Source organism: Amycolatopsis sp. NPDC021455 (genome assembly GCF_040640995.1).
In the GTDB taxonomy this organism is placed as follows: Bacteria; Actinomycetota; Actinomycetes; order Mycobacteriales; family Pseudonocardiaceae; genus Amycolatopsis.
Genome location: NZ_JBFACT010000006.1, coordinates 22,572 through 45,527 on the forward strand (window position 1 = coordinate 22,572; position 22,956 = coordinate 45,527).

Sequence of the window (22,956 nt, forward strand, 5' to 3'; positions counted from 1 at the left end):
GAAAATGACCGGCGTCATGGCCATGAGCGGGAGCCCCGACGAAGCGCGGGCACACCTCGACCAGTGGGCGGCCGGCCTCACCGCGAAGGCCGAGAAGTACGAGTCGGTGGCCCGGCGGACCGGGGACCTGCGCCTGAGCGCGACCAGCGTGTCGGACTTGGTGACGGTGACCGTCCGGGCCGACGGCAGCGTCACCGGCCTCGAGTTCGGGCCCAAGGCACGCACCGTCCCGATGCCCGAGCTGGCCACGCTGATCCTCGACACGATGCGCCGGGCGCAGGCCGGGATCGCCGGGCGGGTCGGCGAGGTGCTGGCCGACGAGCTCGGCGACGACGACCCTCAGACCCGCGAGCTGATGCTGGCCGACCTGCGCGGCCGGTTCCCCGATCCCGGCGCCGAACCGCCGGAGCCCGAAAGCGGCGACGAAGACGCCGCCCAAGACGACGAGCCGTGGTGATCCCGACGTGACCGACCCCGCGTTCACCGGCGCCTCGCTGCTGGAATCCGCGAGCGACCTGAAGTCCGCCATCGACAGCGGCGACTGGGCCGCCGGCGCCCTCGCCGCCACCAGCGCCGGCCTCGACGCGCTGGGCGCGGTGATGGACCCGTTCGGCACGATCCTGTCCCACGGCGTCGGCTGGCTGCTGGAGCACGTGGGCCCGCTGAAGGAGGCTCTGGACGCGCTCGCCGGCGACCCGGGCGAGATCTCCGCGCACGCCGAGACGTGGCAGGCCGTCGGCGCCCAGCTGGCGGAGATCGGCACCGACCTGACGGCGATGGCCGCCGCGGACACGCCGAGCTGGACCGGCCCGGCCGCCGACGCCTACCGCGAGCGCACGGCGGACACCGCGAAGCTGCTCCTGGCATCGCAGAACGCCGCCGAGGGGGCCGCGGGCGGGGTGCGCGCCGCCGGCGAGCTGGTGGCTGCGGTCCGGGGACTGGTCCGCGACATCATCGCCGAGCTGGTCGGCCGCCTGGTCAGCTGGGCGCTGCAGGCCCTCGCCACGCTGGGCATCGGGCTGACGTGGGTGGTGCCGCAGGTGGTCCGCGCGGTCGCCTCGACCGGCGCGAAGATCGCGAGCGTCACCGGCCGGGTGGTCGACGCGCTGGGCAAGCTGGTCCCCCTGCTGAAGCGGGCGGGCGACGTCTTCGGCGACGCTTCCAGGGCCCTGCGCCACGTCGACGCGGGCTCGGCCACCCCGGCGCACGCGGTGGGCGACCTGCCGACGCGGCCGGGCCCGGTGGCGAAGCTCCCGGGCGACGGCGGATCGGTCACGCCATCCCACGTGGGCGGTGACCTGCCGCCGGGGCCGGGTGGGGGTTCGACTGCGCCGGCGCACGCGGGCGGGGATCTGCCGGCAGGTCCGGGCGGCGGTGCGACCGCGCCGGCCCACACCGGCCGCGAGGTGCCGCCGGGCTCGGGCGCGGGTTCGACCGCCCCGGCGCACGCGAGCGGAAGCGTGCCGGCGAACGGTGGCCCGACCACGCCGTCCCACGCGGGCGGAAGCCTGCCGTCGCACCCGGATGGCGCCCCGGCCCACACCGGCCACGACTCGCCTGCGAACCCCAGCGCCGCCACACCGCCGAAACCGTCCACTTCGGACACTCCGGCCACCGGACCGGCCGCCACGAAGCCGTCCGCGGCAAGGCCGTTGAGCGACCGCGGGAACCCCGCCGAACACGACGTCCCGGTCAAGGACCGCACCCTCTGTGCCGACCCCGTCGACGTCGCCACCGGCTGGGTCGTCCTGGCCCAGGACGACGCCCGCTTCGCCGGCGCCCTGCCGCTCGTGCTGTCGCGCACCCACATCTCCTCCTACCGGTACGGCCGCCTCTTCGGGCCGTCCTGGGCCTCGACGCTCGACCAGCGCCTCGAAGCCGGGCCCGGGGGGCTGCACCTCGCCCTCGCCGACGGCACCGTGCTGACCTTTCCCGTCCCGGCCGATGCCCCGGTGGTCCCCGACAGCGGCCCGCGCCTGCGGCTGTGGCGGGACGAAAACGGTTACGCCGTCGGCGATCCGGACACCGAACGGCTGCTGTTCTTCGAAGCGGACGGCCGGCTGCGCGCCCTCGGCGACGGGGACGGCAACCACGTCGTGATCGGCTACGACGACGCCGGCCTGCCCGCCGAGCTGCGGCACTCCGGCGGGTACCGGCTGCTCGTCGAGACCGCGGACGGCCTCGTGACCGCCCTCCGCCTCCCCGGCGCCGACACCCCGCTGGCCCGCTACGCCTACGACGCCCGACGGCGCCTCACCGAAGTCGTCGACGATCGCGGCATCCCGACGACCTTCACCTACGACGCCGACGGCCGGATCGTGCGCTGGGAAGACTGCGCGGGCCGGTGGTACCGCTACGGCTTCGACGCCGGAGGCCGGTGCGTCCGCACCGAGAGCGACGGCGGCCACCTCGACTGCACCCTCGAATACGGAAACCACGTCACCCGGCTCACGAACTCCCTCGGCGCGACCACGACCTACCGGCTCGACGAACGCCTGCGCGTGATCGCCGAAACCGATCCGCTCGGCCACACGTCCACAGTGGACCTCGACGAGCACGGGCGGGTCCGGGGCCGCACCGATCCGCTCGGCCGCACCACGACCTACGAACTCGACGACGCCGGCAACGTCGTGCGCGTGACCCGGCCGGACGGCGGCGTCGCCGTCTCCGAGTACGACGAGCGCGGCCGTCCGGTGCTGCGGGTGGGCCCCGACGGCGCGGTCTGGCGGTGGGAGTACGACCCGCGCGGCAAGCTCGTGCGCGCCATCGACCCGCTGGGCGCGGTAACGCAGTACGGGTACGACGAAGCGGGCAACATCGCCGCCGTCACCGACGCGCTCGGCGGGGTCACCCGGTTCGAGAACAACGCCGCGGGACTGCCGGTCGCGGTCACCGACGCGCTCGGCGCCGTCACCCGCTACGAATACGACGCCTTCGGCCGCGTCACCACCGTCGTCAGCCCGCTCGGCGCCGTGACCCGGCTGCGCTGGGCGCCCGGCGGGGACCTGCGGGAGCGCGTCGACCCGGACGGCGCGACCTGGCGCTGGTCCGACGCCGCTTCGGGCACCGCCGAGGAAGCCGTCGACGCGCGGGGCCTGGTCAGCCGGACCGAGTTCGGCCCGTTCGACCTGCCGGTCGCCGAGACGGGACCGGACGGGCACCGGCTCGAGTTCGCCTACGACACCGAACTGCGGCTCGTCGCGGTGACCAACGAGCAAGGACTCGTCTGGCGCTACACCACGACGCCGCCGGGAACCCGGTCGAGGAGACCGACTTCAACGGCCGCACCACGCGCTACGGCTACGACGCCGCGGGGCGGCTCGTCCGGGTCGACCGGGCCGACGGCGGGACCGTCCTGCTCGAACGGGACGTCCTCGGCCGGATCGTCACCCGCCGCGCGGGTCCCGACGTCGCCGTCTTCGCCTACGACGGCGCGGACCGGATGATCTCCGCGCGCAACGACGTCGCCGAGGTGCTCTTCAGCCACGACCCGCTCGGCCGGGTGGTGGCGGAGTCCGTCAACGGCCGCGTGGTGCGGTCGGAGTACGACGCCCTCGGCCGCCGGACCGTCCGGCGGACGCCCGCGGGCGGCCACGCCGTCTACACCTACGACCCGGTGGGACGGCCGGTCTCGCTGCGCACCGGCTCCCGGGAGCTGCGCTTCGGCTACGACCGCGGCGGCCGGGAAGTGTCGCGGCGGCTCGGGTACACGGAACTGCGGCAGTGGTGGGATCCCCAGGACCGGCTGATCGGGCAGGCGGTGGTCGCCGGCGAACGGACCGCCCAGCGGCGCGAGTACGCCTACCTGCCGGACGGGCACCTCGCCGCGGTCTCGGACGCGTTGTCCGGCCCGCGCACGCTGGCCGTCGACGCGGCCGGGCGGGTGTGCTCGGTGACCGGGCCCGCGTGGCTGGAGGAATACGCGTACAGCGCGTCCGGCGCCATCACGTCCGGGCCGTCCGGGCCGCGCCGGTACGAGGGCACGCTGCTGACCGCCGCCGGGGACACGGTCTACCGGCACGACGCCCTCGGCCGCACGGTCGAGCGGCAGCGGCACGGCCGGACCTGGCACTACCACTGGAACTCCGACGACCGGCTCACCACCGTCGGCACCCCGGACGGCGACCGGTGGGTGTACCACTACGACGCGCTGGGGCGGCGGATCGCGAAGCTGCGGTTCGACGGCCGCGGCCGGCTCGCCGAGCGGATCGGCTTCACCTGGGACGGCACCGAGCTCGCCGAGGAAAGCCACGCCGGGATGACCGTCGGGTGGGACCGCGAACCGGGTGCCGGACGGCCGGTCGCCCAGACCGAGCGCCTGCGCACCGGCGAGCGGTTCCACACGATCGTCACCGACCTGGTCGGCATGCCGGCCGAGCTTGTCGACGAGGCGGGCGACGTCGCCTGGCACCGGCGCGCCACGCTGTGGGGCCAGGTCGCCGACGAGCCGGCGCGGGCCTGGACGCCGTTGCGGTTCCCCGGCCAGTACCACGACCGGGAAACCGGGCTGCACTACAACTTCCACCGTTACTACGACCCGGAAACCGGCCGCTACCTCAGCCACGACCCGCTCGGCCTCGGCCCGGCGCCGGATTCGCTGGCGTACGTGCCCAATCCGACCCATCGGATCGACCCGCTCGGGCTCGCCGGTGTCACGCCGTGCGCGGCGGGCGGGAGCGGCGGCAAACGGCCACCCGGCAGCAATCCGGGGCTGCCCGGTTCGTCGGGCCCCCAGCGGGCGAAGCGGGCCAAGACCAGCTACGACGACGGCACCCACGGCGCGAAGGGCCGGGAGCAGAAGCGGCTCACGGAGCTGTTCGACAACCGGCTGAAGGCACCGGGCGGTCCGGCGAAGGGCAAGGTCAGCGGCGACACCCACCAGTCGGAGCACCCGATCGGCTACGAGGTGCTCGGCCGCGGCAGCGACGCCAAGCGTGGCGCGGGGGAACAGCAGAAGATGCTGGAGAACCACGCGCCGGCGTACCAGGAGGAACTGCGGTCGCACCGGGAGCACATCGGCACCGGCACGAGCACCCGGACGGCGCCGTCCGGGTTCACCGCCCAGTCCTACCGCGACTCGCAGCGCACCGCGCTGGAAGCGGGCGACCCCAACACGGCGCTGCAGCTCAACCAGCTCGACTACGCCCACCAGCAGCACTTCCACACCACGACGGGCACGGTCGGGGGCGACATCGCGGACAACTCCTTCCACCACATGGTCGACAAGGCGGTGGGCAAGGGCGTCACGTACGCGACGGGCAAGGGCGTCAACGAAACGACCCCGCCGCTGAGCACGCACGACGCGCGGGAACTCCACGCGGCGCGCGAAGCCGCGCGCACCGGGAGGTTCCCGGACCACCGGACGTACGAGGAAGAACTCGAGGACATCCACCGGCGCACCTACCGCGACCCGACGACGAAGGACTGGGAAGCGCTGGAACGCGGCGGCTACGAGAAGCCGGTCTACGACTCGGACGACGACTGATCGTGCCCCTGGCCGGGATAGCGCTGAGTGGCCGACCGTTGTCATCGAGCGGCGTACGGGTTTAAGCTGTCGCCAACAAACGAATGTTATCGCTAACAGGATAACGAAAGTTTCGAGGATTCGTCGAATTTCGGAACCGGTGGCGAAAGTTTCGGCCGCCACCGGCGCACTTCTCCCTGTCCCCAGGAGGTCATGTGAAATCCCGGATCCGTCTCCTCACGGCCGTCGCCGTGGTGCTGCTGACCGCTTTGCTGAGCGCGCCCGCCGCGGACGCCGCCGCGCTGCCGGGCAGCTTCCGGTGGAGCTCCAGCGGAGTGCTGATCAGCCCGAAGTCCGACGCCACGCACAACATCGCCGGCATCAAGGACCCGACGGTCGTCTACTCGGGCGGCAAGTACCACGTGTTCGCCAGCACCGCGAACGCGGCGGGCTACAACCTGGTGTACCTCAATTTCTCCGATTGGTCGCAAGCCGCTTCGGCGCCGCAGTACTACCTGGACCGGACCGCGATCGGGTCGGGCTACCGGGCGGCGCCGCAGGTCTTCTACTTCGCGCCGCAGGGAAAGTGGTACCTCGTCTACCAGAACGGCAACGCCGCCTACTCCACCAACAGTGACATTTCGAACCCGAACGGCTGGAGCGCGCCGAAGAACTTCTACGGCGCGATGCCGGACATCATCAAGCAGAACATCGGCAACGGCTACTGGGTCGACATGTGGGTCATCTGCGACTCCGCCAACTGCTACCTGTTCTCCTCCGACGACAACGGGCACCTGTACCGGTCGCAGACCACCGTGGCCAACTTCCCCAACGGCTTCGGCAACACGGTGATCGCGATGCGGGACTCCAACAAGAACAACCTGTTCGAGGCCAGCAACGTCTACAAGATCGCCGGCCAGAACCAGTACCTGCTGCTGGTGGAGGCGATCGGCACCGGCGGGCGCCGCTACTTCCGCTCCTGGACGTCGTCGAGCCTCACCGGCACCTGGAGCCCCCTGGCCGCCAGTGAAAGCAATCCCTTCGCCGGGGCGGCCAACGTCACCTTCCCCGCCGGCAAGTGGACGAACGACATCAGCCACGGCGAAATGATCCGCTCCGGCAACGACCAGACGCTGCCGATCAACCCGTGCCGCCTGCAGTACCTCTACCAGGGCAAGAACCCGAACGCGGGTGGCGACTACAACAGCCTGCCCTGGCGGCTCGGCCTGCTCACCCAAACCAACTCGACCTGCTGAGGAGGACTTCGATGAAGAGGTTCCTGGCCGCCACGGCGGCCGCGGTCGTGGCGTTCGCCGGCCTGATCGGTGTCGCCGACGCGGAGTCGAACGGCGGCGTGCGGATCATGCCGCTGGGCGACTCGATCACCTACGGCACGGGCGATCCCGGCGGCTACCGGATCGGCCTGTGGCAGCGCCTGGCCGCGGGCCGCTACACCAACGACTTCGTCGGCTCGCAGTTCAACGGTCCCAGCAGCCTGTGGGACCACGACCACGAAGGCCACCCCGGCTGGCGCATCGACCAGATCGACGCGAACGTCACCGGCTGGATGCGGACCTACAACCCGCGCTCGGTGCTGCTGCACATCGGCACCAACGACATCCTGCAGAACTACAACGTCGCGGGCGCGCCGGGCCGGCTGTCCACGCTGATCGACCACATCACCGCCGCCGCGCCCAACGCCGACGTCTTCGTCGCGCAGCTCATCCCGCTCGGGTGGGCGAGCGGGGACGCCGCCGTGCGGACGTTCAACAACGCGGTGCCCGGGATCGTGCAGAGCAAGGTGAACGCCGGCAAGCACGTGCACCTGGTGAACCTGCACAACGCGGTGGCCACCTCCGAACTCCCCGACGGCGTCCACCCGAACGCCACCGGCTACGACAAGATGGCGGCCGTCTGGTACAACGCCCTGCGGTCGGTCCCCGGCAGCATCGGCAACCCACGCCCGGCAGCAGTGGAGACGCTCGCCGCGGCGACCCTGGGTTCGGCGGCCGCGGCCAAGGGCAAGACGTTCGCCGCCGCCGTCGCCAACGGCCACCTCGGCGAATCGGCGTACACCACCACGCTGGACCGCGAATTCACCGGCGTCACGCCGGAGAACGAGATGAAGTGGGACGCGACCGAGCCGTCACGCGGTTCGTTCCGCTTCGGCGGCGGCGACGCCATCGTGAGCCACGCGCAGAGCCACGGCCAGAAGGTCCGCGGCCACACACTGGTGTGGCACAGCCAGCTGCCGGGGTGGGTGAGCGGCATCGGCTCGGGCTCGGACCTGCTCGCGGCGATGCGCAACCACATCAACGGCGTGGCCGGGCACTACCGCGGGAAGATCGCCTACTGGGACGTCGTCAACGAGGCGTTCAACGAGGACGGCACCCGGCGCGCGTCGGTGTTCCAGCAGCGCATCGGCAACAGCTACATCGAGGAGGCGTTCCGCGCCGCCCGCGCGGCCGACGGCTCGGCGAAGCTCTGCTACAACGACTACAACACCGACAACCAGAACGCCAAGAGCAACGGCATCTACAACATGGTTCGCGACTTCAAGGCCCGCGGCGTGCCCATCGACTGCGTCGGCTTCCAGGCCCACCTGTCGGCCGGGCAGAACCTCTCGACGCTGCAGGCCAACCTCCAGCGGTTCGCCGCCCTCGGCGTCGACGTGAACATCACCGAGCTCGACGTCGGCGGCTCCGGCAGCGCCCAGGCGAACACCTACGGCCAGGTCGTCCGGGCCTGCCTGGCGGTTTCGCGCTGCACGAGCATCACCACGTGGGGCGTCACCGACAAGTACTCCTGGCGCAGCGGGAGCACCCCGCTGCTGTTCGACGGCAACTACAACAAGAAGCAGGCCTACACCGCCGTGCTTCAGGCCTTCGGTGCGGCGTAAGGGAGATACGCGATGAAACGCATGCTCGGTGTCCTGCTGGCGCTGGTGGTCACGGCCCTCGGCGTCGTCTCGCCCGCCCACGCGGCGGCGTTGACCAGGGTGACGAACTTCGGCAACAACCCGACGAACCTGAACATGTACATCTACGTCCCGGACCGGGTGGCGGCCAAGCCGGCGCTGCTGGTCCTGGTGCACTACTGCGGCGGCTCGGCGAGCTCGGTCTTCGGCTGGAACGGCAAGGACTACGTCACCGCGGCCGACCGCTACGGCTACATCATGGTGCTGCCGGAGGCGACCCGCAGCGAGAAGTGCTTCGACGTCTCGACGCCGAAGGCGCTGAAGCGCAACGGCGGCGGTGACTCGACCGGGATCATGTCGATGGTCGCCTACGCCAAGTCCCGCTACAACGTCGACCCGGCGCGGGTGGTCGTCAGCGGGTTCTCGTCCGGGGCGATGATGACGAACGTGCTGGCCGCCGAATACCCCGACGTGTTCGCGGCGGGTTCGGCGTTCTCCGGCGTGCCCGCCGGGTGCTTCGCCACCACGAACGGCTCGCTGTGGAACAGCACCTGCTCCGGCGGGCAGTCGATCAAAACGGCGCAGCAGTGGGGCGACACGGCCCGGGCGATGTACCCGGGCTACACCGGCCGCTACCCGCGGATGCAGCTGTGGCACGGCACCACCGACACGACGTTGTCGTACCCGAACTTCGGGGAAGAGATCAAGCAGTGGACCAACCTGAACGGGTTGAGCCAGACCCCGGCGTTCACCGACCACCCGCAGTCGTCGTGGACGCGGACCCGGTACGGCAACACGAGCACGCAGGCCACGGTGGAGGGCGTCAGCATCGCCGGCGTCGGGCACCAGCTGCCGATGACCGGCCAGCTGGCGTACGCGATTTCGTTCCTCGGCCTCGATCACTGAAGACGGCGGAAGCGGCGCACCCCCAGTGCGCCGCTTCCGCCGCGTTCTTTCAGTGGCAGAACGAGACTTCCGGGTACCCCGGCCGGTCGAGCACCGGCCGTGGCTCACCCCGCAGGTGCTGGTCGAAGAACGCGTTGACGTACGTCCGCGTGATCTCCTGGGTCCGCGGCGCGGACGTCGTCGCGCCGTAGTCGACGCCGAACTCGTCGCCGACCAGGCCCACGTCGGTGAACGACGCGTGCTGGGCGCCCTTCACTTCGGCCCAGCGCCGCCAGCCGGTCAGCTGCGCCCAGTCCCGTTCCCACGTCGTGTCCGCCTGCGCGCAGGCGGTTTCCCCCAGCTGGTGACCCAGGAACATGAACGGCCGGGACAGCCCCGGCGGGGTCAGCGGGACCTGGGTCGTGCCGTCGATGTCCATCCCGGCCTTGATCCGCTGGTCGGCGACCATGGCCGGGAGGGTGCTCGCACCGCCGATGGAGTGCCCGGCCATGCCGATCCGCTCCGGGTCGATCAGGCTCGCCCACTTCGAGTGCGTCAGCGAGTTCAGCACGAACGACACGTCGGCGGCCCGGCCCAGTTCCAGCTTCTCCCAGAACGTGTCATCGTGCGGGACTTCGCAGGAGGCACACCCGGCGAAGTGCCCGTCCGGGAAGCTCTGGCCGGCGTTCTCGTAGGTGTGGCCGATCAGCGCGACGGCGTACCCGTGGCTCGCCAGGTCCTCGGCTAGCGCGCTCAGTGTGGCGCGGGGCTTGGTGTACCCGGGCGACAGCACGATCAGTGGCAGCCCACGGCCCGCCGGCCGCGCGTCGGCGACGGAGTTGGTCACCATCCCGGTGAGCAAGTCCGGTGCCACGGGCAGGCCGCTGTCCTTCAGCAGTGCCGCGGACTCCTCTGCCGTCAGGTACTGCGACTTCGGTCCCTTTGCCGAGGCGGCCGGGTAGAAGAGGGAGACCATCAGCTCCCGGTAGGGGACCGCCGGGACCCACGGGTCGGGACGCGAAGTGTCCTTCAGGTACACCGCCGTGCTGCCCACCGGCCGGTCGCCGGTCGGGGCGGGCAGGTACGGCGTCGACGTCCGGGCCAAGGCAACCTCCGGGTACCGCGGGGACGGCTGGTCCGGCAACGGCTGCGGCCGGCCGCGCAGGTGCTGGTCGAAGAAGGCCCGGACGTACGCCGCGGTGATCGCCTGCCCGCGCACGGCCGGGGTGGTCGCGCCGAAGTCGAGGCCCAGCTGCTCGCCCACCAGGCCGATGTCGGTGAACGACGGGTGCTGCATCCCGGCCACCGTGAGCCAGCGCTTCCAGCCCTTGAGCTGTGCCCAGTCCCGCTCCCAGCTCGCCGCTTCGTCGCCGGTACCCGGTGTGTACGTGTTCGCCCGGCCCAGGAACAGGAACGGCCGGTCCAGCCCCGGCGCGAGCAGCGGGTCGTCCGTGGTCCCGTCGATGTCGATCCCGGCCTTGATCCGCGGATCGGCCACCATGGTGCCGATCGCGCTCGCGCCGCCGACGGAGTGCCCGGCCATGCCGATCCGGGAGGTGTCGAGCAGCGGCGCCCACTTCGAGCGCGTCAGCGAGTCCAGCACGAACGACACGTCCTTCGCCCGGCCGCGTTCCAGCTTCTGCCAGAACTCGACGGTGTAGCTGCCGCAGGCCGCGCAGCCGGTGACCCGGCCGTCCGGGAATGTGGTGGCCACGTTCTCGTAGGTGTGGTCGACCAGGACGACGAGGTAGCCGCGGCTCGCCAGGTCCTCGGACAGCGAAGTCAGCTCGGCCCGGGGCCGTTTGAAACCGGGCGACAGGACGACGGCCGGCAGCGCGTGCCCGGCCGGGCGCGCGTCGGCGACGGCGTCGGTACGGACCGTGGTCATCACCGACGGCGGGATGCCCTTGATACCGGCTTCGTCGAAGACGGCCTTCGCTTCGGCTTCGGACATGAACTGCTTCTTCGGCCCCGGCGAAGGAACGGCCGGGTAGAAGAGGGAGACCATCAGCTCGCGGTAGGGGACCGACGGCACCCACGGGTCGACGCGCGAAGTGTCCTTGAGGTACAGCGAAGTCGTGCCGACCGGCCGGTCGCCGGTCGGTTTCGCCAGCGTGAGCGCCGGGTCCGCCGACGCGGCGGGCGACGCCAACGCGAGGGTGAGGGCGGTGACGACCATGATGCTCTTGATTCTCATCCGATGAAGGTCACTTCCGGGTAAGCGGGCGAGGGCGCGGCCAGCAGCGGCTGCGGACGGCAGCGCAGGTGCTGGTCGAAGAAAGCGCTTACGTAGTTCCGTGTGATGGTCAGCGCGCGGTACGGGTCGATCGCGTCACCGATGTCGACACCCAGTTGCCCGGCGAGCACGCCGAGGTCGGCGAACGAGCTGTGCACCGTTCCGGTCACCATGATCCAGCGTTTCCAGCCGGTGAGGTGCGTCCAGTCGGTTTCCCAGTCGTCGTACGGCCCCGGCGCGCCCGGGGTGTAGTTGTCCATGCTGCCCACGAACATGAACGGCCGCGACAGCCCGGACGCCGGGATCGGGACGTGGACGCTGCCGTCGAGGTCGGCGCCGGCGCGGATGCGCGGGTCGGCCAGCATCGCCTGGGTGGTGATCGCGCCGCCCGCGGAGTGGCCGGTCATGCCGATGCGCTGCGGGTCGATCAGCGCACCCCACTTCGAAGACAGCAGGGAGTCGAGCACGAACGACGTGTCCTTCGACCGGACCTGCGCGAACTTCTCCCAGAACCCGGGCTGGTCGTCGACCTCGCAGGCGGCGCAGCCGGTGACGTGGCCGTCGGGGAAGGTCGTCGCGCGGTTTTCGTAGGTGTGGTCCATCGCCGCGACGGCGTACCCACGGCTGGCGAGGTCCTCGGCCAGCGCGGTGAGCGTCGCCCGGGGCTGGGTCCAGCCCGGGGACAGCACGACCAGCGGCAGGCTGTGCCACCGCCCGGCCGGCTTCGCGTCGACGACGGCGTTCGTCCGGACCGTGCTGAGGACGTCCAGCGGGAGGCCCGGGATGTTCTGCCGCTCGAGGTTGAGTTTCGATTCGAGCGGGGTCATGTACTGCTTCTTCGGCCCGTTCGCCGAGGCCGCCGGGTAGAAGACGGAGACCATCAGCTCCCGGTAGGGCACCGTGGGCACCCACGGATCGGGCCGGGAGTTGTCCACAAGGGACAGTGTGGTGACGCCGACGGGCGAGTGACCGGTCGGGCGGGGCAGGTACGGCGTCGTGGCCGCCGAAGCGGGCGTCGACAGAGCGACAGTGAGGGCGGTGGCTACCGCGAGAGTGCGCATGAATCCCCCAGTCGGATTCGTCAGGACAGGTGGCGGAGGCGGCGGAAGCAGAACCAGGTGAGCAGGGCGGTCATCGCGAGGTAGAGCGCCAGTTCGAGCCACTGCAGCGGCCAGAATCGGGACCCCGGCTGGAAGGTCAGCCGCTGCTGGTAGCCGTGGATGCCCAGCTGGGCCATGCACTCGTCCAGCGAGCCGCGATCCGGCGGGGCCTGGCCCGGCCTCGGGGCGCAGTCCTGCACGAAGGACGGCAGCGGGGCGGCCAGGTTCCCGGCCGGATCCACGGTTTCGTTCGCCAGCACCCACGCGCCGGCGGGGCTCCGCACGCCGATCTCGATGATCCCCTGCTTGTCGTTGCCGGTGATGTTCGTGATGTCGCGTGCGACGATCGGGACCGTCTCGGTCTGCGCCGGCAGCAGGTGTGGCCGCACGAAGTTCGGCACCAGGAGCAGCACGGCGGCGAGCGCGACGAGCGTGACGGCCATGGCGGCCACGGTCCGCTTCAGCAGCATCCCGACCGCGACGCCGAGTGTGAGAGCGAAGGCCGCGTAGCCGATCGGGACGATGCCGCGTGCGCCGAACACCACCGGTGCCATGCGCGAGAGCATCCCGCCCTCGGTCTGCAGGGCCGCATGCGCGTCGATCGGGCTCGCCCACCACGACACCGCCCAGCCGAGCAGCCCGGCCGCCACCATCGCGGCGAGCAGGCCGAAGCCGAGCTTGGTGGTGAGCCACCGCTTGCGCGTGACGGTCTGGTTCCACACCAGGCTGTGCGTGCCGCTCTCCAGTTCGCGCGTGATCATCGGGACGCCCCAGAACACGCCGATCACCGCGGGCAGCAGGTACAGCACCAGGATGGTCCCGCCGAACATGACGTCTTCGTCGGAGAAGTCCGTGCGGCCGACCAGGTCCGGTCCGGTGATCGCGAGCACGACGGCGATCGCGATCAGCCCGGCGAACACGGACAGCGCGGGGATGCGGAGCTGGCGCCAGGCGAGCCAGGTCATCGGAGGACCTCCAGGGCAGGGCGGGCGGCGGCAGGGTTGCTCATGTACTCGAGGACGAGGTCCTCGAGGCCGATCTGCCCGACCGTCCACCCGGGATCGAGGATCGGCGCCTCGGTGCGGACGAGGACGGTCGTCTGGCGGTCGGTGTGCGTCGCCGAGACGACGTGCTGGTCCGCCGGCAGCGTCTCGACGTCGCGGCGCGGCCCGGAGAGCCGGTGGTGCGTGGCGAGCAGCGTCTCCACCTCGCCGATCACCCGGACCTGCGAAGCCACCAGCACGACGAGGTGGTCGCAGACCCGCTCGAGGTCGTTGACCAGGTGCGAGGACATCACGACGGACAGCCCGTGCTCGGCGACGGCTTCCATGAGGTCCTGCAGGAACTCGCGGCGGGCCAGCGGATCGAGCGCCGCGACCGGCTCGTCGAGCAGCAGCAGATCGGGCCGCTTGGCGATGCCGATGGTCAGTGCCAGCTGGGCGCGCTGGCCGCCCGACAGCTTGCCCGCGCGCTGCTTCGGGTCCAGCCCGAGCCGTTCGATGCGCTTCTCGGCCAGCGAGGCGTCCCAGCGGGGGTTGAGGTGGGCGCCGAGCCGCAAGTGATCCTGGATGGACAGTCCACTGTAGACCGGCGTGTTCTGGGCGACGTACCCCACCTTGGCCAGCTGGTCCGGGCCGCTGCCCGGCACCCCGCCGCACACCTCGATCGTGCCGGTCGTCGGCTCCAGCATGCCGGCCGCGATGTTCAGCAGCGTCGACTTGCCTGCCCCGTTCGGGCCGACGAGCCCGGTGACGTGGCCGGCCTCGATCTCCAGCGTGCAGCCGGCAAGCGCTTGCTTGCGCCCGTACTTCTTGCCCAGTCCCTGGGCTTTCAGGACAGTCACGCTATGTCCTCTCTGGCGGAGTCGCGAAACGTGGACATCAACAAGGCTTCGATGCTCTCCTCGTCGAGGCCCGCCTTGCGGGCCTTGCTCAACCAGCGGCGGAGGTCCTGCCGCAACGGCCCCATCACGGCGAACGAGGCGCCGTTCAACGTCGCCGTCACGAACGTGCCGACGCCGGGCCGGGCCGAGACCAGGCCGTCGTGCTCCAGTTCGCGGTAGGCCTTCAGCACGGTGTTCGGGTTGATCGCGAGGCTCGCGACCACGTCCTTGACCTTCGGGAGCTGGTCTCCCTCGGACAGCAGGCCGAGGCGCAGCGCGTGCCGCACCTGCTGGACCAGCTGCTGGTACGGCGACAAGCCGGACCTGGTGTCCAGGTGGAACTCGATCATCGGCAACTCCATTTAACTAGGTGACTAGTACTATAGCCATATAGCGCTGACGAAGGCCAGTGATCTTTTTGGCCGCGTGAGCCAACCTCGGCGCCTCTCGGCCGTCTGTGGGGATGATCGTTTCCCTTCTCGAGAGGACTTTTCGTGCGTCGAATTTCTGGGGGAGGCATCGTGCGCGGCGTGGTCGTCGCACTCGGTGTCTCGATGGCCGTCTCGGCGGGACCGGCGGTGGCGTCCGCCGCGCCGGTGTCGATCGACAAGGTGCCGGCACCGCACCTGAGCTGGACCGACTGCCAAGACGGCTTCCAGTGCTCCACCGCTTCGGTGCCGCTGGACTACGACCAGCCGTCCGGTGCGAAGATCGACCTCGCGGTCATCAAGCTGCCCGCGACCGATCCCGCGCACAAGATCGGCTCGCTGTTCGTCAACTTCGGCGGCCCCGGCGCGTCCGGCCTGCAGCGGCTGCGAGAACGCGGCAAGTGGCCGTGGCTGTTCTCCGACGAGCTGCGCGCGCGGTTCGACCTGGTCTCGTGGGACCCGCGCGGGATCGCCAACAGCGCCCCGGTCCGGTGCTTCGACACCCTGGCCGAGCAGCAGGCCTTCTTCGGCTCGTTCCCGGAGATGCCGGGCGACCCGAGCGGCAACGCGGCCTTCTACGCCAAGTCGAAGGAGCTCGCCGACCGCTGCTCGGCGAAGGCGGGCCCGGTCCTCGAGCACGTCTCGACCGCCAACACCGCGCGTGACCTGGAGATGCTGCGCCGCGCGGTCGGCGACCCGAAGCTGAACTACCACGGCATTTCCTACGGAACCCAGCTCGGGGCGACGTACGCGAACCTGTTCCCGAACCGGATCCGGGCCATGGTGTTCGACGGCACCATGGACTTCGCCGGCAACTCGACCGGTCAGAACGGCAACGGCAAGAGCGTCCCGCTGGACACCCGCCAGGACGTCGCGACCGGCATCGCGCAGACCTTCGAGCAGTTCCTGAGGCTGTGCACGGAAGCGGGCCCGAAGTGCGCGTTCTCGTCCGGTGACCCGAAGGCGAAGTGGGCGGCGCTGACGGCGCGGGCCAAGCAGGCCCCGATCGTCAGCGACGGCGAGACGTGGACGTACTCGGGCATCATCAACGCGGCGGCCGACCTGTCCGACTCGCGGGGCTGGCCGGACATCGCCGCGTTGCTGCAGCGGCTCTACGACGCTCCGGCCACGCCCGCGCTGCGTTCGGCCGCGGTCAAGGGTGAGCAGTACACCTCGAACCGTACCGAGGCGTTCAACGCCATCCAGTGCAGCGACAGCGACGTGCCCACCGACCCGGCGATCTACAGCCGCTACGCGGAGTCGGAAGACCAGCGCGTGCCGTACTTCGGGCGGATCGCGGTGCTGGACATGATGAGCTGCGCGTACTGGAAGGCGAAGGACACCGACCGCTACACGGGCCCGTGGAACCGCCCGACGTCGGCGGAGATCCTCGTGCTGAACAACCGCTACGACCCGTCCACCCCGCTGCACGGCGCCCGCGACGGCGCCGCGGAACTGGCGCGGGCGCGCGTGTTCGTGACCGAGGGCTACGGGCACTCGTCGATGTACGTGCCGAGCACGTGCACCGAGAAGGTCAAGCGGGACTACCTGATCTCGGGCACCTTCCCGGCCGCGGGCCAGACCTGCGGGATCGACGCCAGCCCGTTCGCGGGCTGATCTTCCTCGCGGCGGGCCGCACCGGCAGCGGTGCGGCCCGCCGCCACGAAGGCGTCCCGCGGGTGCTGCACCGACGCCAGGCTGAGGATGTCCCGGCCGAACAGCGCCTGCGTCAGCCACACCGCGAGGACGCGGACCTTGCGCTCCCAGGTGGGCACGGCGAGCACGTGGTAGCCGCGGTGCATGAGCCACGCCGGGAGTCCCTTGACGACCAGGCGCTTGTACTGGAAGATCCCGCGGCCCAGGCCGAGCGTCGCGATCGCGCCCAGGCTGTGGTGCACGTACGGCTTCGGTTCCCGGCCGCGCAGCGTCGCGATGATGTTGCGGGCCAGCAGCTTTCCCTGCCGGTAGGCGTGCTGGGCGTTGGGCACCGTGCGCGCGCCCGGAGCCGGCGAGGCGAGGTCGGGCACCGCGGCGTCGTCCCCGGCGGCCCAGGCGTCGGCCACGCCCTCGATCCGCAGATCCGGCCGCACGACGAGGTAACCGCGCTCGTCGACGGGGAGGTCGGTGTGCCGGCCGATGACCGGGTTGGCACCGTTGCCCGCGGTCCAGACGATCAGCTCGGCGTCGAACTCCTCGCCGGTCGAGAGCGTCACGTGGCCCTCCTTCGCCGACGTCACCAGCGTGTTCAGGTGGACGTGCGCGCCGCGGCGTTCCAGTTCCCGCACGACCCAGCGGCCCGGCCGGTCGGTGACCTCGGGCAGGATGCGGTCCGACGCCTCGACGAGGTGGAACCGCAGTTCGTCGCGGTGCAGTTCGGGGTAGCGCTTGACCAGCGCCGTCGCCAGCGACAGCAGCTCGCCGAAGCCCTCGACGCCCGAGAAGCCGCCGCCGACGAAGGTGACGGTGAGCAGCTTCCGCCGTTGCGGGCCGTCGGGCAGCACGGCGGCGCGGTCGAACGCGGTGAGCAGCCGGTCCCGGATCGCGACGGCCTCCTCGACGTGCTTGAGACCGATGGCCTGGTCGGCGATGCCCGGCACGGGCAGCGTCCGCGTGACCGCCCCGGCGGTGACGACGATCAGGTCGTAGGTCAGTTCTCGGGTGTCACCGTCGCTCGGCCGCACGGTGACGACGCGGTGGGCGTGATCGATGGCGGTCACCTTCCCGGCGACGATCCGGGTGCGGCGCAGGTGCCGCCGCAACGACACGGCGGCGTGCCGCGCCTCGACCGAACCGGCCACGACCTCGGGCAGGAACGGCTGGTAGGTCAGGTAGGGCCGCGGGTCGACGAGGGTGACTTCGGCCTCGCCGCGACGCAGCTTCTTCTCGAGCTTCCAGGCGGCGTAGAAGCCTGCGTAACCACCGCCGACGATCAGGATCTGGCGCATCTCGTCCTCTTTTCTCGCTTCACCCCCTGGACGAGGCGGCGGACGCGGGTGTGACCGCGATGCGCGTCACAGTCGCGGGCCCACCCAGTGGGGTGACTCTCGGCTTGACAGCGTGGCCTGCCGTCTCGCACTATGCGAACAAGTGTTCGATGATTGTTCTGGGTTCGCCTGTGGCTTCCTCACGCGGGTGTCTCCGGTGCGAGTACGTGGTGCTGGAGGTGGGCGGCGGTGGCGGTGCCGGAGGCGCTCACGGCCATCCCGGGAGTTCGCACGGCCGCGCAGCTGGGTGAGCCGGGGGACTCGCTGACGGTGCTGCCCGAGCTGGCCGGCCTCTTCCCCGGCGGCGGGTTGCGGCGCGGGAGCACGATCGCGGTCCGGGGAGCGACCTCGCTGCTACTGGCACTCCTGGCGGCGGCGACCCGCGACGGTTCCTGGGCGGCGGTGACGGGCCTGCCGGAGCTGGGCTTGGCGGCGGCGGCGGAACTCGGCGTCGACCTGGAGCGCATCGCGCTGGTCCCGGACCCGGGCGCGGAGCTGGTGGCGGTGGTGTCGGCGCTGGTCGACGGGTTCGACCTGGTGGTCCTCGGCCCGCTGCCGGTACAGCCGCAGACGGCGCGCCGCCTGGCGGGCCGGGTCCGCAACCGGGGGACGGTCCTGCTGACGGCGGGACCGTGGCCGGGAGCGGACCTGGAGCTGACGGTCTCGGGCCACCGCTGGCACGGTCTCACCCAGGACGGCCACGGCCATTTGCGAGCCCGCGACGTGGTGGCGACAAGCCGCGGCCGCGGCGCGGCGGCGCGGCCGTTGTCGGTGGCGTTGCAGCTGCCGGGCCCGGAAGGAGCGGTCGCCGGAGGCGGTGCGCCGGAGCGGCGGCTGGTCGAGGTGGCCGGGTGAGGCGCGGCGCCGGCCCCGTCACGCGTGATGCCCCGCCAGTCACGCTGGTGTCGCGCGTCCGAGGTTCGTCGGCAGCGGCTCGGCAAGCGCCCCAATGTGGCATTGGGTGCGTCCAACGCACCGAACGCCACATTGGGGCGCTTGGGACGGGAGCGTCCGATGAGCGCGGCATCGCCGGATGACCGGTGCGCCACGGTTGCTCGTGCTGTGGTGTCCGGACTGGCCCGTCGTCGCCGCCGGAGCCGCCGCGGGGACTCCGCCCGCCGCGCCCGCCGCCGTTTTCTCCGCCAACCGCGTCGTGGCCTGCTCGGCTTCCGCGCGGCGCGATGGTGTCGGGCGGGGGATGCGGCGCCGGGATGCCCAGGCCCGGTGTCCGGGACTCGTTGTGCACCAGCATGATCCCGATCGCGATGCCCGGCTGTTCGAACCCGTGGCCGCCGCCGTCGAAGCCCAGGCCGTCGGGGTCGAAGTCGTCCGGCCCGGGCTGGTCGCCGTGCCCGTCGACGGTGCTGCCGCCTACTTCGGCGGGGAGGCCGCCCTGGCCGAGCTGCTCATCGACGAAGTCGCCACGCGGGCCGGAGTCGAATGCCAGGTCGGGGTCGCCGACGGGCTCTTCGCCGCCACCCTCGCCGCCCGCCGGTCGGCCCTCGTCCCGCAAGGCCGGGCGAAGGCCTTCCTCGCGCCGCTCTCGATCGCCGAGCTGAACCAGCCCGGCGATGACCGCGGTGAACTCGTCGGCCTGCTCGGCCGGCTCGGCCTGCGCACCCTCGGCGCGTTCGCCGCGCTGGCCGAACGTGACGTCGCCGGCCGCTTCCCGAAAGACGCCATCGCCGCCCACCGGCTCGCCCGCGGCCTGTCCGAACGCCCGCCGCTGCGCCGCGCCCTCCCGCCGGACCTGGCGGTCACCGAGGAGTTCGACCACCCGCTGCGCCGCGTCGACGAAGCCGCGTTCGTCGCGAAGACGCTCGGCGAACGCTTCTTCGCCGGCCTCGCGAACCACGGTCTCGCCTGCACCCGCCTGGCCATCGTCGCCGTCACCGAAGCGGGCGAAGAACGCGTACGCGTCTGGCGCTGCGCCGAACCGCTCACCGCCCGCTCGACGGCCGACCGCGTCCGCTGGCAGTGCGAAGGCTGGCTCACCGCCCGCGACCGGCCCACCGCCGGGATCGTCCGGCTGCGCCTCGACCCCGGAGAAGTCGTCGGCGGGCAGGCACTGCAGCTGCAGCTCGGGTCGCTGGGCCGCGACGCCGACGCCGCCGAGCGCGCCGGCCGTGCCCTGGTGCGGATCCAGGGCCTGCTGGGCCCGGACGCCGTCGTCACCCCGCTGCTGGACGGCGGCCGCGGCCCGGCCGAACGCGTCCGGCTCATCCCGTGGGGCGAGCCACGCCGTCCCGTCACCGCGGACCGGCCGTGGCCCGGACGGTTGCCCGCGCCGTCGCCGGCTGTCGTCTCGCGACGGCCGGCGGTCGTGCTCGACGCAGTCGGCGACGTCGTCCGCTGCACCGAGCGCGGTGAACTCTCCTACCCGCCTGCGACCGTCGCCGTCGACGGTGGTTCGCCACGGCGTGTTCTCGGCTCGGCCGGTCCGTGGATCGTGCGTCCCGGCCTGCCTGCGCGCCGGGGTCTGGTGCGGATTCAGGTTGTCCTGGAAGGGGATGTCGCGTTGTTGCTCAACGCTGTCGTCGGTGAAAATCCACAATGGACTGTCGAGGGTTTTTACGATTAGTCTTCCTTTGCTGCCACCTGATCGTGTGATGACACGTGTTCGATTGTCGGTGATCATCGAGTTATGACCGAACACGCGATCCGGCTCCGGCCGGGAAATCCGCATCGCCACCGCTCGACGAGACCCCCGGCCACCGTCTATACCTGGAATTCGCCGTCCGGAAAGGAAGTCGCCGTGGGTGGTTCGACGGTCCTGCTGGCCTTGGACGACGACATCGCGCCCGGGTCGGTGGTCGATGTGCGACTCGGGCGGATCTGCGAACACCTCGCCGCGGACGGGCACGATGTCGTCCGGGCCGGCACCGAGGACGATGCGCTCGCGCTCGTGCAGAGCCGGGCCGATCTCACCGCCGCGCTCGTGAGCTGGGACCTGCGAAACCTCGACGGCGAACGGCAACCCGAAGCCGTGCTGAAAGCGATCGGGGAGCGGTTCACCCGGCTGCCCGTTTTCCTGGTGACCCCCTCGGCCTCCGTCGACGACCTGCCGCTGTGGGTTTCCGAATTCGTCTGCGGACACGTGTGGCTGCTGGAGGACACGCCGGGGTTCATCGCCGGGCGGATCGGTGTCGCCGCCCGGCGCTACCGGGACGAAATACTTCCGCCGTTCTTCCGGGAGCTCCGGCGGTTCGACGACACCCACGAATACTCCTGGCACACCCCGGCCCACGCCGGCGGCGTGGCGTTCCTGAAGTCGCCGGTCGGGCGGGCGCTGTTCGACTACTACGGCGAACGGCTGTTCCGCACCGACCTCTCGATTTCCGTGCCGGAGCTGGGGTCCCTGGTCGAGCACACCGGGCCGATCGGCGACGCCGAACGCAACGCCGCCCGGATCTTCGGTGCCGACCTGACGTACTTCGTGCTGCACGGCGACTCCACCGGCGACCGGATCGCCCTGCACGCCAGCGTCGCCACCGACGAGCTCGTGCTCGTCGATCGCAACTGCCACAAGGCGATCCACCACGGCTTGACGCTCACCGGCGGCCGCCCGGTCTACCTCGTGCCCACCCGCAACGGCTACGGCCTGATGGGCCCGATCCCGCCCGCCGCCCTGAGCCGGGACGCGGTCGCCGGCCTCGTCCCGGGCAACCCGCTCGCGGCCTTGGCCGCCGGGCCCGAACCGGTGTACGCGGTCATCACCAACTCGACCTGCGACGGCCTGTGCTACGACGCCGTCCGCGTCGCCGAGCTGCTGGGGGCCAGCGTCCCGCGGCTGCACCTGGACGAGGCATGGTTCGCCTACGCCCGGTTCCATCCCCTCTACGCCCGCCGGTACGGCATGGCCGTCGACGGCGACGCGGTACCCGACGCCGTCCGGCCGACCGTGTTCAGCACCCAGTCCACCCACAAGCTGCTCGCCGCGATGTCGCAGAGCGCCATGCTGCACGTGAAGAACTCGCCCCGGTCGCCGGTCGAGCACCGGCAGTTCAACGAGACCTTCATGATGCACGCCACCACTTCACCGCTGTACCCGATGATCGCCGGGCTCGACGTCGCCGCCGGCATGATGGACGGGCCCGGCGGCCGGTGGCTGGTCGACGAGGCCGTCACCGAGGCCATCCGGTTCCGGCAGGCGGTCGCCCGCATCGGCCGCCGCATCGGCGCCGCCGGTGACCGGCCCGCGTGGTTCTTCGGCACCTGGCAGCCGGACGAAGTCGAGGACCCGCGCACCGGGCAGCGCTACCCGTTCGCGGACGCCCCGCTGGACCTGCTGCGCTCCGAACCCGCCTGCTGGAGCCTCGAGCCCGGCGCGGCCTGGCACGGCTTCCCCGGGCTCGAACGGGGCTACTGCCTGCTCGACCCGGTCAAGGTCAGCGTCACCTGCCCGGGCACCGACGCCCGCGGCACCGCGGCGGACCTCGGGATCCCGGCCAGGATCCTCACCGCCTACCTGGAGACCCGGCGCATCGTCGTCGAGAAGACCGACGCCTACACCTGCTTGATCCTCTTCTCGATGGGCATCACCAAGGGGAAGTGGGGCACGCTCGTCGACGGGCTCCTCGACTTCAAGTCCCTCTTCGACACCGGCGCGCGGCTCGCCGACGTCCTGCCCGCCCTGGTCGAGGCGCACCCGGGGCGCTACGGCGGCCTCACCCTGCGGGACCTGTGCGGCCGGATGCACGCCCACCTGCGCGAGAGCGACCTCATCCCGCTGCTCGACGCGGCGTTCACCCACCCACCGCGCCCCGAGCTCACCCCGGCCCAGACCTACCAGCGGCTGCTGCGCGGCGGCACCGAACCGGTCCGGCTCGCCGAGCTGGCCCACCGGACGGTCGCCACGCAGGTCGTCACCACCCCGCCGGGCATCCCGGTCCTGATGCCGGGGGAGAACGCCGGCGGTCACGACGAGCCCACGCTGCGCTACTTGCGGGCCCTCGAGGACTTCGACCGCCGCTTCCCGGGATTCCCGAGCGAAACGCACGGTGTCACCAGGGACGCGGACGGCGACTACTGGATCACCTGCCTCCGGGTCCACAGTTGAC

General features: G+C 71.4%; 15 protein-coding genes and 2 pseudogenes. 11 read left to right on the plus strand and 6 right to left on the minus strand.

The annotated features are described in order from the left end of the window. The first annotated feature begins 4 nt into the window (after positions 1 to 4). From AB0G28_RS11295 to AB0G28_RS11325, 7 genes and pseudogenes are all read left to right on the plus strand, one after another. Entirely contained in the window at positions 5 to 457 is a 453-nt protein-coding gene (locus tag AB0G28_RS11295) for a YbaB/EbfC family nucleoid-associated protein (protein ID WP_361086361.1), read from the plus strand. Between the two features lie 319 nt (positions 458 to 776). After that, positions 777 to 3,185 (plus strand): annotated as a pseudogene (locus AB0G28_RS11300) (DUF6531 domain-containing protein); the annotation flags it as partial. Positions 3,186 to 3,226: 41 nt separating this feature from the next. After that, positions 3,227 to 3,304: pseudogene (locus AB0G28_RS11305) on the plus strand (hypothetical protein); the annotation flags it as partial. A gap of 138 nt (positions 3,305 to 3,442) precedes the next feature. Continuing rightward, the gene (locus tag AB0G28_RS11310) at positions 3,443 to 5,485 is read left to right on the plus strand and encodes an RHS repeat-associated core domain-containing protein (RefSeq protein ID WP_361086888.1); all 2,043 of its coding nucleotides are present in this window, start codon (positions 3,443 to 3,445) and stop codon (positions 5,483 to 5,485) included. Between the two features lie 194 nt (positions 5,486 to 5,679). Continuing rightward, entirely contained in the window at positions 5,680 to 6,720 is a 1,041-nt protein-coding gene (locus AB0G28_RS11315) for a non-reducing end alpha-L-arabinofuranosidase family hydrolase (RefSeq protein WP_361086364.1), read from the plus strand. 11 nt (positions 6,721 to 6,731) lie between these two features. Further along, positions 6,732 to 8,363 carry an endo-1,4-beta-xylanase gene (locus tag AB0G28_RS11320; protein ID WP_361086367.1) on the plus strand — a complete coding sequence of 544 codons (1,632 nt, stop codon included), beginning with the start codon at positions 6,732 to 6,734 and terminating at the stop codon, positions 8,361 to 8,363. Between the two features lie 12 nt (positions 8,364 to 8,375). Then, positions 8,376 to 9,287, plus strand: coding sequence for a PHB depolymerase family esterase (locus AB0G28_RS11325; RefSeq protein ID WP_361086370.1), 912 nt, complete (start codon positions 8,376 to 8,378; stop codon positions 9,285 to 9,287). Between the two features lie 49 nt (positions 9,288 to 9,336). On the opposite strand, the gene AB0G28_RS11330 is transcribed toward AB0G28_RS11325, so the two are convergent. From AB0G28_RS11330 to AB0G28_RS11350, 5 genes are read right to left on the minus strand one after another with little or no spacing between them, the layout of a single operon-like run. After that, positions 9,337 to 11,463 carry an esterase gene (locus AB0G28_RS11330; RefSeq protein ID WP_361086373.1) on the minus strand — a complete coding sequence of 709 codons (2,127 nt, stop codon included), beginning with the start codon at positions 11,461 to 11,463 and terminating at the stop codon, positions 9,337 to 9,339. Continuing rightward, on the minus strand, positions 11,460 to 12,563 hold the full coding sequence (locus AB0G28_RS11335) for an alpha/beta hydrolase (protein WP_361086376.1): 1,104 nt from the start codon (positions 12,561 to 12,563) through the stop codon (positions 11,460 to 11,462). The genes AB0G28_RS11330 and AB0G28_RS11335 overlap by 4 nt, the downstream gene beginning before the upstream one ends. A 20-nt stretch (positions 12,564 to 12,583) precedes the next feature. Further along, on the minus strand, positions 12,584 to 13,567 hold the full coding sequence (locus AB0G28_RS11340; RefSeq protein ID WP_361086379.1) for a transporter: 984 nt from the start codon (positions 13,565 to 13,567) through the stop codon (positions 12,584 to 12,586). Continuing rightward, positions 13,564 to 14,445 carry an ABC transporter ATP-binding protein gene (locus AB0G28_RS11345; RefSeq protein ID WP_361086381.1) on the minus strand — a complete coding sequence of 294 codons (882 nt, stop codon included), beginning with the start codon at positions 14,443 to 14,445 and terminating at the stop codon, positions 13,564 to 13,566. The genes AB0G28_RS11340 and AB0G28_RS11345 overlap by 4 nt, the downstream gene beginning before the upstream one ends. Then, positions 14,442 to 14,834, minus strand: a complete 393-nt coding sequence (locus tag AB0G28_RS11350; RefSeq protein WP_361086384.1) for a GntR family transcriptional regulator — start codon at positions 14,832 to 14,834, stop codon at positions 14,442 to 14,444. The genes AB0G28_RS11345 and AB0G28_RS11350 overlap by 4 nt, the downstream gene beginning before the upstream one ends. Before the next feature lie 171 nt (positions 14,835 to 15,005). Here AB0G28_RS11350 and AB0G28_RS11355 point away from each other — a divergent pair, with 171 nt between their 5' ends. Beyond that, positions 15,006 to 16,529, plus strand: a complete 1,524-nt coding sequence (locus AB0G28_RS11355) for an alpha/beta hydrolase (RefSeq protein WP_361086387.1) — start codon at positions 15,006 to 15,008, stop codon at positions 16,527 to 16,529. Here the strand turns inward: AB0G28_RS11355 and AB0G28_RS11360 are convergent. Beyond that, positions 16,457 to 17,857 (minus strand): NAD(P)/FAD-dependent oxidoreductase, encoded by a 1,401-nt coding sequence (locus tag AB0G28_RS11360; RefSeq protein ID WP_361086390.1) that lies wholly within the window; start codon positions 17,855 to 17,857, stop codon positions 16,457 to 16,459. The genes AB0G28_RS11355 and AB0G28_RS11360 overlap by 73 nt on opposite strands. Positions 17,858 to 18,085: 228 nt before the next feature. Here AB0G28_RS11360 and AB0G28_RS11365 point away from each other — a divergent pair, with 228 nt between their 5' ends. The 3 genes from AB0G28_RS11365 to AB0G28_RS11375 all read left to right on the plus strand — a co-directional run bounded on the left by AB0G28_RS11365 (position 18,086) and on the right by AB0G28_RS11375 (position 22,955). Next, positions 18,086 to 18,751: a hypothetical protein gene (locus AB0G28_RS11365; protein WP_361086393.1), complete on the plus strand. Its 666-nt coding sequence runs from the start codon at positions 18,086 to 18,088 to the stop codon at positions 18,749 to 18,751. Between the two features lie 178 nt (positions 18,752 to 18,929). After that, on the plus strand, positions 18,930 to 20,477 hold the full coding sequence (locus AB0G28_RS11370) for a DNA polymerase Y family protein (RefSeq protein ID WP_361086395.1): 1,548 nt from the start codon (positions 18,930 to 18,932) through the stop codon (positions 20,475 to 20,477). A 174-nt stretch (positions 20,478 to 20,651) separates the two neighbouring features. Then, a complete protein-coding gene (locus tag AB0G28_RS11375) occupies positions 20,652 to 22,955 on the plus strand; it encodes an Orn/Lys/Arg decarboxylase N-terminal domain-containing protein (protein ID WP_361086398.1) in 2,304 nt (767 codons plus the stop codon). Position 22,956: the final 1 nt, after the last annotated feature.